The organism is Nocardioides marmoraquaticus (genome assembly GCF_054777915.1).
Genome location: NZ_BAAHAA010000025.1, coordinates 46,380 through 58,351, shown reverse-complemented (window position 1 = coordinate 58,351; position 11,972 = coordinate 46,380). Strand labels below are relative to the sequence as shown.

Here is an 11,972-nt window from a genome sequence, read left to right as displayed (position 1 = left end):
TCCTTAGACAGCTCCACTTCACAACCGGAGGCCTTCACCTCTCCAGCACCATCAGGTCCGTGTCACGAAACAACGTCCCCGGACATCACAGCTAGCCGGGTAATCGGTGACATGGCGTCTGTTGCAACAGTCACCAAGTCACCGAAAACCCGCTCAGGCGGGTAATCAGGAGGCGCGTGGGACGGCTGTGACTCAGGCGAGGCGGGCGGCGACGGAGTCGCCGACGGCCGAGGTGCGTACGACGAACTCGTCGCCGCGGGCCGCGAGGTCGTCGACGACTGCGCGCTCGAGGGCACCGGCGGCCTCGGTCAGGCCCAGGTGCTCGAGCAGCAGGCCGGCGGACAGGATCGTCGCGGTGGGGTCGGCGACGCCCTGGCCGGCGATGTCGGGCGCGGAGCCGTGGACCGGCTCGAACATGCTCGGCGTGGTGCGGTCGGGGTTGACGTTGCCGCTCGCGGCCAGGCCGATGCCCCCGGTGACGGCCGCGGCGAGGTCGGTGACGATGTCGCCGAAGAGGTTGTCGGTGACGATCACGTCGAAGCGGGCGGGGTTGGTGACCAGATGGATCATCGTCGCGTCGACGTGCATGTAGTCGACCTCGACGTCGGGGAACTCCGGCGCCACCTCCTGCACCAGCCGCCACCACACGGCGCCCGCGTGCACCAGCACGTTGGTCTTGTGGACCAGCGTCAGGCGCCCGCGGCGGGCGGCCGCACGACGGAACGCGTCACGCACGACGCGCTCGACGCCGAAGGCGGTGTTGACCGAGACCTCGGTGGCGACCTCGTGGGGGGTGCCCACGCGCAGGGCGCCGCCGTTGCCGGTGTAGGGCCCCTCGGTGCCCTCGCGCACGACGACGAAGTCGACCTCGCCGCCGGCGAGCACGTGAGGGGCGAGCGGCGAGGTCGCGCCGGGGTAGATGCGCGACGGCCGCAGGTTGACGTGGTGGTCGAGCTCGAAGCGCAGCCTGAGGAGCAGGCCGCGCTCGAGCAGGCCGGGCGGGAGGGCCGGGTCGCCCGGCTTGCCGCCGACCGCTCCGAGCAGGATCGCGTCGTGCTCGCGGACCTCCGCGAGCACGCCCTCGGGGAGCACCTCGCCGGTCGCGAGGTAGCGCTCGGCGCCGAGGTCGTAGCGGGTGGGCTCGACCTTGGTGCCCGGGGCGTGCGACGCGACGGCCTGCTCGAGCACCTTGAGCGCCTCGGTGGTCACCTCGGGCCCGATGCCGTCACCGGGGATGACGGCGAGACGGATCGGGCCCTCGTGGGCCGGGGCGGGGCTGGTGGCGGCAGCGGCGTCGGTCATGCGGCCGAGGCTAGTTGTCGTCAGGACGCGGTCCGCCGTTGTCCCGCAGGTCGAGCGAGGCCTGCAGCGCGGCGTACGAGGTGGGGTGCTCGGGGTCGTGCTTGGCCGGGCCCCACTCGGGATACATGTCGTACATCGTGGTCATCTCCAATGAGGTGGTGCGTGGTGAGCGGGCGCCGTCCCTCGGGGAGGTCGAGGACGACGGCAGGAAAGCCGCGAGGAGATGAACGAGCTCTCAGGCCACGGATCGCGCGGAAGGACCAGGTTCGCCAGAGCGAGGGGTGGTGCTGCTGTGTCTCGCTCGCGGAGGGTGACAGGCCTGGTGTGGCGTGCGTACGCCGAGCTCCGCGGCGAGGTGACCTGTCTGTCAGGCCCCGCCACGGCAGCGAATAAGTACGCACTGCTTCCGCATGGTGAGCCGAGGATAGCCCCGCGTTCCGGGGGCCGGGCCAGCACCCGGACGGCGTGTCCCAGGATCCGAGACGAATTCTCGGATCGGTGCGCGGTGACCGGGAGTTGAGAGGGTGGACCGGTGAGCGCACCCCCCGAGCTGCCGGAGATCGTGTCGCGGGCCTTCGACGTCTCGCGGCGGGCGGGCTACGTGTCGTTCTGCCGCAACGAGACCGGCCGGCTGCTGGCGACGCTGGCGGCCACCCGCAGCGGCGTGCTCGCCGAGTTCGGCACGGGTTGCGGCGTCGGCACCGCCTGGCTGCGCTCGGGCGTGCGCTCGGGCGGCCACATCCTCACCGCCGAGCTCGACCCCAGGCTGGCCGAGGCGGCCCAGGAGATCTTCCGCGACGACCCCCAGGTCGAGGTGCTCGCCGCCGACTGGTCGACCCTGCGCGACAAGGGGCCCTACTCGCTGCTCTTCCTCGACCCCTCGGTGCCGCAGGACGCCGGTGTCGACGCCGTGGCCGACCTGGTCGAGCCGGGCGGCGTGGTGGTGCTCGACGACCTGGTGCCGTGCGAGCTGTGGCCGCCCATCACCAGCGGCCGCGTCGACGTGCTGCGCGAGGGCTGGCTCTCCGACGACCGCTTCACCGCCGCGGAGGTGATGGTGGCGCCCGACGCCACCGCGCTCATCGCGACGCGGCGCTAGCCCCGGTCCCGGTCCGGCAGCTCGACGACGAACCACGGCAGCAGCAGCTGCGTCAGCGGGCCGATCGTCAGGGCGTAGAGCAGGGTGCCGAGCCCGAGGGTGCCGCCGAGCAGCACGCCGAGCACGACCACGCTGCCCTCGATGCCGGTGCGCACGAGGCCGAGCGGCAGGCCGGTGCGGCGGCGCAGGCCGGTCATCAGGCCGTCGCGCGGCCCGGGCCCGAGCTGGGCGCCGATGTACATCGCGGTCGCGACGGCGTTGAGCCCGACGCCACCGAGCAGGAGCAGCGCCCGCGGCAGCAGCCCGTCGGGGCCGTCGAGCACTGCCAGGGCCAGGTCGGCGACCACGCCGACGACCAGGGCGTTGGAGACGGTGCCCACCCCGGGCTTCTCGCGCAGGGGCACCCACAGCAGCAGGACCAGGCCGCTGGCCACGACGATCGCGGTGCCGACCGACATCGGCAGGTGGCGGGCCATGCCCTGGTGGAGCACGTCCCACGGGGCGTTGCCGAGCGTCGCGCGCAGCACCATCGCGAGGGTCATGCCGTACAGCGCGAGGCCGAGGTAGAGCTGCACGAGCCGGCGGCCGAGACGACCGGCTCGGAGCTGCTCGACGGGGCCGAGGGCAGCCAGGGTGCGGGGAGGGCGGGGGGCCAGGTGCGTGGACACGGACCTATCCTGACGCGCATTGGCCTTCTCCGACATGGCCAATCGTGCTTGACTGGCCTGCATGCCTCGCGTCATCGCGGCCACCCGCCTCGCCGCCCTCGTCGGCGACTTCGACCGCGACCCGGCGTACGCCGGTCTCGCCGCCCGCGTCGCCGAGCTCGTCACGGAGGGCCGGGTGCCGGTCGGCGTGCGGCTGCCCAGCGAGCGCGAGCTGACCGCGGCGCTCGGCGTCAGCCGCACCACCGTGGCCCGGGCGTACGCCGCGCTGCGCGACGACGGCTTCGTGGTCTCCCGGCAGGGCTCCGGCAGTGTGACCGTGCTGCCGCCGGGCCGGGGCCACCGCGGAGACCACCTGCTGTCCCCCGTCGACGCGGGCGACGGCGTCATCGACCTGACCTGCGCCGCGGCGGCACCGGCTCCGGGCGTGCTGGCGGCGTACGGCCGGGCGGCGGAGGCGCTGCCCGCCCACATGGCGGGCACCGGCTACTTCCCCTCCGGCCTGCCGGCGCTGCGGGAGGCGGTGGCCCGCGACTACGCGTCCCGCGGGCTGGCGACGTCCCCCGAGCAGGTCGTGGTCGTGCCCGGCGCGCTCGCCGGCGTCGCCGTCGCGGCGCGGGCGCTGCTCGGCAGCGGCGACCGGGTGGTGGTGGAGAACCCGACCTACCCCAACGCCATCGCGACACTGGTGCGCAGCGGCGGGCGGCTGCTGGGCGCCGACCCCGACGTCGAGTCGCTGGTCACGACGCTGCGGCAGGTGCTGCCGCGGGCGGCGTACCTGATCCCCGACTTCCACAACCCCACCGGGCGGCTGCTCGAGGACGACGAGCGCGAGCGGCTGGCGGCCACGCTGCGACGCACCCGCACCACGGCGGTCGTCGACGAGTCGATGGCACCGCTCGTGCTCGACGGGCGCACGATGCCCGCGCCGATGGCGGCGCACGCGCCGGGCGCGGTCTCGGTGGGCAGCACCAGCAAGCCGTGGTGGGGAGGCCTGCGGGTCGGGTGGGTGCGGGTGCCCGAGCACCTGCTCGACGCCGTGGTCGCCTCACGGCTCTCGCTCGACCTCGGCGCGCCCGTGCTGGAGCAGCTCGTCGCCGCCGACCTCGTCGGCCAGGGCGAGGCGGGCCTGGCCGAGCGTCGTACGGCGCTGCGGGCCTCGCGCGACGCCGCCCGCGCCGCCCTGCTCGAGCTGCTGCCCGACTGGGAGGTCGCCGACCCGGCCGGCGGGCTGTCGCTGTGGTGCCGGCTCCCGGCTCCGCGCTCGACGACCCTGGTCGCCCGGGCGCTGCACCACGGGGTCGCCCTGGCGCCGGGGCCTGCCTTCGCGCCGGAGGGTGGGCTCGAGCGCCACCTGCGGATCCCGTTCGCGCTGCCGCCCGACGTCGTGGTCGAGGCCGTCTCGCGGGTCGCGGCGGCGTGGCGCGACGTGCGCGACGGCGTCCCCGCCGGACCCGGCGCACCGTCGCCGACCCTGGTCGCCTGACCCCGAGCCTCAGCGGGCGTACCAGTCGTCGGTGCTGCGCAGCACGTCGAGCCGCGGGTCGTGGTCGAGACTCTGCGCCTCCCCTGCCTATGCAGCATGCGAAATATCGCATACGGTCAGCGCATGCCCGTTCCCTCCTCCGCCGGCGAGCCCCGGGTGCTGCTGCGCGACCGGGTCTTCGCCCGGCTCCGCGAGGCCATCGTCGACGGCACCCTCGAGCCGGGCGAGCGGCTCAACGACACCGACCTGTGCCGGTGGCTCGGCGTCAGCCGCACCCCGGTCCGCGAGGCACTGGGTCGCCTGGAGCAGACCGGCCTGGTGCAGGTGCGGCCGGGCAGCTCGACGATCGTCAGCCCGCTCGACGACCGTGCGGCGGTGGAGGCCCAGTCCGTCGTCGCGACGCTGCACGAGCTGGCCGCCCGCGAGGCCGTCCCTGTCGTGGGGCCCGTCCACCTCGAGGCCATGGAGCGCGCCAACGACGACTTCACCGCGGCCCTGCGCCGCGGTGAGGTCGAGGCCGCGATCGCCGCGGACGCCGCCTTCCACCAGGTCTTCGTCGACCTCTGCGCCAACCGGACCGTCATCGCCGTGCTCGACGACGTGACGCCGCTGCTGCGCCGCATGGAGCGCGCCCGCTTCGCGACGCTCGCCGGGCGCGCCTCGGTGTCCCAGCACCGCGACATCGTCGAGGCCGCCCGGCGCGGCGACGCCGAGGCGGCGGCCGCGACCACCCGCGCCAACTGGCTGACCCTCAGCCCCTCCGCCTGACTGCCGCCCCACCCCCCTCCAGAGAAGGACTCGACCGTGACGCTCCCCGGACTCGACAGCTTCGAGCGCTACCCCCTGCTCTTCGGCCCCAGCCCCGTGCACCGCCTCGACCGCCTCACCCGGCACCTCGGCGGCGCCGAGGTGTGGGCCAAGCGCGAGGACTGCAACTCCGGCCTCGCCTACGGCGGCAACAAGACCCGCAAGCTCGAGTACATCGTCCCGGACGCCCTCGCCAGCGGCGCCGACACACTGGTGTCGATCGGGGGCTACCAGTCCAACCACACCCGCCAGGTCGCGGCGGTCGCGGCCAAGCTCGGGCTGAAGGCCCGGCTCGTGCAGGAGCGCTGGGTCGACTGGCCCGACGCCGTCAACGACAAGGTCGGCAACATCCTGCTCTCGAGGATCATGGGCGCCGACGTGCGCCTCGACCAGTCCGGCTTCGACATCGGCATCCGCTCCTCCTGGGAGGACGCCATGGAGGAGGTGCGCGCCGGTGGCGGCACGCCGTACGGCATCCCGGCCGGCGCCTCGGAGCACCCCCTGGGCGGCCTCGGGTTCGCCAACTGGGCCCGCGAGGTCGAGCAGCAGGAGCGCGAGCTCGGTGTCTTCTTCGACACCATCGTGGTGTGCACCGTGACCGGCTCGACGCACGCCGGCATGATCGCCGGCTTCGCCGGCTCCGACCGGCCGCGACGCGTGATCGGCATCGACGCGTCGGCCACGCTCGAGAAGACCCGGGCCCAGGTCGAGCGGATCGCGCGCCACACCGCCGACCTCATCGGCCTCGGGCGCGAGCTGCGCGACGACGAGATCACGGTGCTCGAGGGCTGGGCCGGTGACCTCTACGGCATCCCCGTGCGGTCGACCATCGACGCCATCCGCCTGAGCGGCGAGCTCGAGGGCATGATCATCGACCCGGTCTACGAGGGGAAGTCGATGGCGGGGCTCATCGACCTGGTCGAGGACGGCGAGATCCCCGCGTCGTCGACGGTGCTGTATGCCCACCTGGGCGGGCAGCCGGCGCTGAACGCCTACTCCGGCGTCTTCTCCTGACCGCGTCGACGGGACGGGGCCGGACGTGACGGGGTCGGATGTCATGGGGCCAGACGTCATGGGGCCCGACAGCGCCTCGCGGCACCGGCCCGACGTCGACCTCGACGCGCTCCGGGCTGCTCGGGCGGTGACGTGGTCGGGCCGGCCGACGACGACCCGAGAGTTCACCCGCGGGTCGCCTCGTGGCGGTTCGCAGGCACTGTGCTCGGGGCATGCGCCTCTCTCGGGACACCCTGACCTCCCCCACCCGCCGCACCGTGCTGCGCGCCGGCGCCGCCACGGGTGCCCTCGCCACCGCCACGGCCCTGCCGCTGCTCGACGCCCGACCGTCCGCCGCGGCCCCGACGCCGCGGCGGGACCCCTTCACCCTCGGTGTCGCCAGCGGCGACCCGTTCCCCGACTCGGTCGTCCTGTGGACCCGGCTCGCCGTCGACCCGCTCGCCGACGACGGTCTCGGCGGCATGGCGGCCCGCACCTACCCGGTGCGCTGGCAGGTGGCCGAGGACCCGCGGTTCGCACGCGTCGTCCGTGCGGGCACGGCCCGCGCGGACGCTGCGGCCGCGCACGCGGTGCACGTCGAGGTCGAGGGCCTGCGTCCTGGCCGGGAGTACTTCTACCGCTTCCGCCTGGGCCGCCACGTCTCCCCCGTCGGACGCACCCGCACCGCTCCGGCGTACGGCGCGACGCCGAGCAGCCTCGCCATGGCGTTCGCGTCGTGCAGCCAGTACGAGCACGGCTGGTTCACCGCCTACGGCCGGCTGGCCGAGGACGAGCCCGACCTGGTGCTGCACCTCGGCGACTACCAGTACGAGTACCGCGCCGACGACTACGTCTCCCCCACCGGCAACGTGCGCGACCACCGTGGCCCGGAGACGACCACCCTCGCCGGCTACCGGCAGCGGCTGGCGCAGTACCGCACCGACCCCGACCTGCAGGCGGCCCACGCGGTGGCGCCTTGGCTGGTGGTCTTCGACGACCACGAGGTCGACAACAACTGGGCCGACGACGTCTCGGAGAACCCCGAGGAGAGCCCGCTGCTGCCCGCCCGCCGGGCCGCGGCGTTCCAGGCCTACTACGAGAACATGCCGCTGCGCCGGACCTCGGTGCCGGTCGGGCCGGACATCCAGGTCTACCGCCGGCTGCGGTGGGGCCGGCTCGCCGCCTTCCACATGCTCGACACCCGGCGGTACCGCGACGACCAGGCGTGTGGCGACGGCTACCAGGACTGCCCCGAGGCCGCCGACCCCGCCCGGTCGCTGCCCGGCGAGACCCAGGAGCGGTGGCTCGCCCGCGGCCTGGGGTCGTCGCGCGCCCGCTGGGACGTGCTCGGGCAGCAGGTCTTCTTCAGCCGGCGCGACCGCTCGGCCACGCCCGACGTCACCGTGTCGATGGACTCGTGGGACGGCTACCCCGCCTCGCGCGACCGCGTCGTCGAGGGGCTACGGGGCGTGCGCAACCCCGTCGTGCTGACCGGCGACGTCCACGCCCACTGGGCCTCCGACGTGCTCGCGGACTTCGACGACCCGACCTCCGAGGTGGTCGCCTCCGAGCTGGTCTGCTCGTCCATCACCTCCGGCGGCAACGGATACGACGAGCCCACCGACCAGCACCCGTGGGCGGCGTACAACCCGGCCCTGCGGTTCTGGACCAACCTGCGCGGCTACGTCAGCACCCGCATCACCCCCGAGACGCTCGAGGCCGACTTCCGCTGCGTCCCGGTCGTCACCGAGCCGGGCGCGCCGGCGTTCACCCGGGCGACGTACCGGCTCACCGACGGCCAGCGCGGTCTCGAGCAGGTCTCGAGCACCCCGCTGCCGACGGCGATGACCCTGCAGGCGCCCCGCTCCGACGCCCAGAAGATCGCCGACACCATCGCCGCGGAGACCGGGCGCTAGCGGGCGGCCGCGCGGAGGTGCTTTTCGTTCGAAAAGCACCTCCGGCCCGGGCCGGGTCGACTTCTCGAGCGATCCGCTCCCTGCGGTCCGGCGTGTCGGGGGCTTTTCGTTCGAAAAGTGCCGGCGCGCCGGACCTACAGGTCGATGGTCTGGACGGCCTCGGCGTCGATGGCGGTGCGGATCCGCTCGACCACCTCGGTCGGGATGGCGCTGTCGACGTCGAGGGCGACCAGCGCCTGACCGCCGCGGCGGTCGCGGGAGACCTGCATGCCGGCGATGTTGACGCCCGCCTCGCCGAGGATGCCCCCGACCACGCCGACCACGCCGGGGCGGTCCTCGTAGCGGTAGAGCGCCAGGTGGTCGCCGATCTCGAGGTCGACGGCGAACCCGTCGAGCTCGACGAGGCGCTCGCGCTGCGCGAGACCGACGAGGGTGCCGGAGACGGAGACCTGCGAGCCGTCGGCGAGGGTGCCGCGCAGGGTGATCAGGTTGCGGTGGTCGGGGCTCTCGGGGTCGGTCACCAGCCGCACCTCGAGGCCGCGCTCGGCCGCCAGCAGGGGTGCGTTGACGTACGACACCTGCTCGCCCGCCACGTCGACGAAGACGCCCTTGAGCGCCGCCAGCTCGAGCACCTTGACGTCGTGGTCGACGATCTCGCCGCGGACCTCGACGTCGAGCGCCTGCGCGACGCCGCCGGCCAGCGCGGTGAAGATGCGGCCGAGCTTCTCGACCAGCGGGATCCCGGGGCGGATGTCCTCGGCGATCGAGCCACCCTGCACGTTGACCGCGTCGGGCACCAGCTCGCCGGCCAGCGCGAGACGCACCGAGCGGGCGGCCGCCACGCCGGCCTTCTCCTGCGCCTCGACGGTGCTGGCGCCGAGGTGGGGCGTGGCGACGACGTTGTCGAGCTCGAGCAGGGGCGAGTCCTGGGGCGTCTCGTGGGTCCACACGTCGAGCGCGGCGGCGGCGACGCGGCCGTTCTTGAGCGCGTCGTGCAGCGCCTCCTCGTCGACGATGCCGCCGCGGGCGGCGTTGACGACGACGAGCCCCGGCTTGGCGCGCGCGAGCTGCTCGGCGCCGAGGAGGCCGACGGTCTCGGCGGTGCGGGGCAGGTGCACGGTGATGACGTCGCTGACGGAGACGAGCTCGGCGAGCCCCACCATTCGCACGCCCATCTGCGCCGCGCGCCCGGCCTGCACGTAGGGGTCGTGGGCGACGACCTCCATGCCGAAGGCCGCGAGCCGCTGGGCGACGAGCACCCCGATCCGGCCGAGCCCCAGCACGCCGACGGTCTTGCCGTGGAGCTCCACGCCCACGTGCTCGGAGCGCGACCACTCCCCGCGCACCAGCGCGGCGTGGGCGGTGGGGATGCGGCGGCAGGCGGCCAGCAGCAGCCCGATCGTGAGCTCGGCGCAGCTGACGAGGTTGGCCGACGGGGCGTTGACCACCATGACCCCGGCCTGGGTCGCCGCCCGCACGTCGATGTGGTCGAGGGTCACGCCCGCGCGCGCCACCACCCGCAGCCTCGGGGCCGCGGCCAGCGCCTCGGCGTCGACATGGGTCTCCGAGCGCACCACGAGCGCCTCGGCCTCGGGCAGCGCGGCGAGCAGCGCCTCGCGGTCGGCGCCGTCGAAGCGGCGTACGTCGAAGCCGTGCAGCTCGGCGACGGTGGCCGGGCTGAGCTCCTCGGCGACGAGGACGACCGGGGCGTGCTGCTGGGTCACGGTGCTCCTGGTGAGGAGAGACGGGTGAGCCGGCACGACACTGTGCGACGACGCCACTCTAGCCCGAGGGCGGGTCGGGCGGGACCGGCCAGACGTACGGCAGGTCGTCGGGCACTCCCGGGAACATCGGCCCGTAGTGGTCGGGGTCCTTGCGCACCAGCGCCGAGCGGTGCGACCGGTGGACCGCCTCGTCGCCGAGCCACCCCGGCAGCGCAGCGGCCTCGGCCAGGTGGGTCTGGGTCCTGACCTCGTCGACGCCCGCGCCGGCGAGGTCGACCAGGATCTTCGCGGCGCAGGTGTCGGCGCGGCCCTCCTCCACCCACACCTCGCAGCAGGTCAGGGCGTAGCGCCCGAGCGCCTCGAGGTGGCCGCGCCACATCCGGGCGGCCGGGTGCCGGCGCCAGCCGTGGCCCGGCACGGTGAGCGCGCGCACCAGCTGCAGGCACTCGACCCGCTGCTTGCCCAGCCGCCGGGCGTCGAGCGCGCGCGCCGAGGCCTCGAAGTCGGCGTACGGCAGGAAGGTCTGCACCACCCGCCCGCAGTACCCCGCTCCTCGCTAGATCGCGCAGCCGTCGGGACCGCAGGCGTCAGCGTCGCCGCCGACGGTCTGCAGCGTGGGGTGGCTGTCGTCCCAGGCCCGCTGCAGCACCTGGCGGAACGTGTCGGCAGGCTGGGCGCCGGAGACGCCGTACTTCTGGTCGACGACGAAGAACGGCACCCCGGACGCGCCGTACGCCGCGGCCTGCCGGACGTCGGCCTCGACGTCGTCGGCGTACGTGTCGCCCGCCAGCACCTCGTCGACCCGGGCTGCGTCGAGCCCCACGGTCGCGGCGGCGGCCCGCAGCACGTCGTGGTCGGCGACGTTGTCGGCGCGGGTGAAGTACGCCGCCAGCAGCTCCTCCTTGAGCGCCCGCTGGGTCGCGGGGCCGTCCTCGAGGGCAAGGTGCAGCAGCCGATGGGCGTCGACGGTGCCGACGCGCTGCGCCTGGCCGAGCCGGAACACCAGCCCCTCCTCGGCGGCGACCGCCTCGACGCGGTCGATCATCTGCTGCCCCGCGGCCGGCCCGCCGCCGTACTTGCGGCCCAGCGACTCGGCGACCGTCTCGGTCGGCTCGGTGGGTGCACCGGGGTCGAGCTGGAAGGAGCGGTAGACGACCTCGACGTCGTCGGCGTGGGGGAAGTCGGCCAGGGCGGTCTGCAGCCGCCGCGTGCCGATGTAGCACCAGGGGCACACGACGTCGGACCAGATCTCGATCTGCATGGCCCCTGCAACGCTCCCGCTCACCCACTGCTTCCCGGCCCCGTGCCACGCTCGTCGTCGTGAGCGAGCCGACCCGTCTCCCGTCCACCGCCGTCCGTGACCTTCGCGGCCACGCGGCCGGCCCCGGACCGGCCTGGACGGTCGACACGCGGTGAGCGACCTCCTCCTCACCACCGAGCGGCTCGACCTCCGCCGGTGGCGCGAGGCCGACGCACCCCGGGTGCTCGACATCCACTCCCGGCCCGAGGTGACGCGGTGGCTCGGCGACGGCCCCCCGGTGCTGCTGGCCGACCTCGACGCGGCCCGAGAGCGGATCGCCCGCGACAACCGCGTCGCGCTGACGCCCGGGCTCGGTCACTGGGCGGTGGAGGTGCGCGCTACCGGCGTCGTGGCCGGCTCGGTGATGCTGGTGCACCTGCCCGGCTCGACCGACGTGCAGGTCGGGTGGCACCTGCACCCCGACTCCGTCGGCGGAGGCCTCGCCCGCGAGGCGGCCGCCGCCGTGCTCGCCCACGGCCTCGGGGTGCACGACGAGGTCTGGGCGCTGACCCACCTCGACAACTACCCCTCGCAGGCCGTCGCCCGCGCCATCGGCATGACCGACCTCGGCGTCACCGACCGGTGGTACGGCTCGGGCTCGCGGGTCTTCCGGGCGACGCGCCCCTGATCCGGTGCTGAGCGGGCCCTGACCCGGCCCTGACCCGGCCCTGACCCGGGCA

The 11,972-nt window shown here is 74.4% G+C and carries 12 protein-coding genes; 6 read left to right on the top strand and 6 right to left on the bottom strand.

Going from position 1 to position 11,972, the window contains the following annotated elements; genetic code table 11:
• Positions 1–192: 192 nt before the first annotated feature.
• Together ACYU8I_RS16105 and ACYU8I_RS16100 are read right to left on the bottom strand one after the other, a co-directional pair.
• Positions 193–1,302 (bottom strand): 3-isopropylmalate dehydrogenase, encoded by a 1,110-nt coding sequence (locus ACYU8I_RS16105; RefSeq protein ID WP_460842743.1) that lies wholly within the window; start codon positions 1,300–1,302, stop codon positions 193–195.
• 10 nt (positions 1,303–1,312) lie between these two features.
• Positions 1,313–1,447 carry a hypothetical protein gene (locus tag ACYU8I_RS16100; protein ID WP_460842739.1) on the bottom strand — a complete coding sequence of 45 codons (135 nt, stop codon included), beginning with the start codon at positions 1,445–1,447 and terminating at the stop codon, positions 1,313–1,315.
• Positions 1,448–1,834: 387 nt separating this feature from the next.
• Between ACYU8I_RS16100 and ACYU8I_RS16095 the strand changes: the two genes are divergently transcribed.
• On the top strand, positions 1,835–2,401 hold the full coding sequence (locus ACYU8I_RS16095; protein WP_460842737.1) for an O-methyltransferase: 567 nt from the start codon (positions 1,835–1,837) through the stop codon (positions 2,399–2,401).
• Here the strand turns inward: ACYU8I_RS16095 and yczE are convergent.
• Positions 2,398–3,069: a membrane protein YczE gene (gene yczE / locus ACYU8I_RS16090; protein ID WP_460842736.1), complete on the bottom strand. Its 672-nt coding sequence runs from the start codon at positions 3,067–3,069 to the stop codon at positions 2,398–2,400. The genes ACYU8I_RS16095 and yczE overlap by 4 nt on opposite strands.
• Before the next feature lie 61 nt (positions 3,070–3,130).
• On the opposite strand from yczE, the gene yczR reads away from it, so the two are divergent.
• From yczR to ACYU8I_RS16070, 4 genes are all read left to right on the top strand, one after another.
• A complete protein-coding gene (yczR, locus tag ACYU8I_RS16085; protein WP_460842732.1) occupies positions 3,131–4,552 on the top strand; it encodes a MocR-like transcription factor YczR in 1,422 nt (473 codons plus the stop codon).
• Positions 4,553–4,675: 123 nt separating this feature from the next.
• A complete protein-coding gene (locus tag ACYU8I_RS16080; RefSeq protein WP_460842729.1) occupies positions 4,676–5,320 on the top strand; it encodes a GntR family transcriptional regulator in 645 nt (214 codons plus the stop codon).
• A 36-nt stretch (positions 5,321–5,356) separates the two neighbouring features.
• Positions 5,357–6,373 (top strand): 1-aminocyclopropane-1-carboxylate deaminase, encoded by a 1,017-nt coding sequence (locus ACYU8I_RS16075; protein WP_460842727.1) that lies wholly within the window; start codon positions 5,357–5,359, stop codon positions 6,371–6,373.
• 212 nt (positions 6,374–6,585) lie between these two features.
• On the top strand, positions 6,586–8,268 hold the full coding sequence (locus tag ACYU8I_RS16070) for an alkaline phosphatase D family protein (RefSeq protein WP_460842725.1): 1,683 nt from the start codon (positions 6,586–6,588) through the stop codon (positions 8,266–8,268).
• A 134-nt stretch (positions 8,269–8,402) separates the two neighbouring features.
• Here ACYU8I_RS16070 and serA read toward each other — a convergent pair whose 3' ends face one another.
• Genes serA through ACYU8I_RS16055 form a run of 3 tightly spaced genes read right to left on the bottom strand, consistent with a single transcriptional unit; the run spans position 8,403 to position 11,253 of the window.
• Complete coding sequence (gene serA / locus ACYU8I_RS16065) at positions 8,403–9,992, bottom strand: phosphoglycerate dehydrogenase (protein WP_460842723.1); 1,590 nt, start codon at positions 9,990–9,992, stop codon at positions 8,403–8,405.
• A gap of 58 nt (positions 9,993–10,050) precedes the next feature.
• Positions 10,051–10,524: an MSMEG_6728 family protein gene (locus ACYU8I_RS16060; RefSeq protein ID WP_460842721.1), complete on the bottom strand. Its 474-nt coding sequence runs from the start codon at positions 10,522–10,524 to the stop codon at positions 10,051–10,053.
• Positions 10,525–10,548: 24 nt separating this feature from the next.
• A complete protein-coding gene (locus ACYU8I_RS16055) occupies positions 10,549–11,253 on the bottom strand; it encodes a DsbA family oxidoreductase (RefSeq protein WP_460842719.1) in 705 nt (234 codons plus the stop codon).
• A 151-nt stretch (positions 11,254–11,404) separates the two neighbouring features.
• On the opposite strand from ACYU8I_RS16055, the gene ACYU8I_RS16050 reads away from it, so the two are divergent.
• A complete protein-coding gene (locus ACYU8I_RS16050; protein ID WP_460842717.1) occupies positions 11,405–11,920 on the top strand; it encodes a GNAT family N-acetyltransferase in 516 nt (171 codons plus the stop codon).
• The last annotated feature ends 52 nt before the right edge of the window (positions 11,921–11,972 follow it).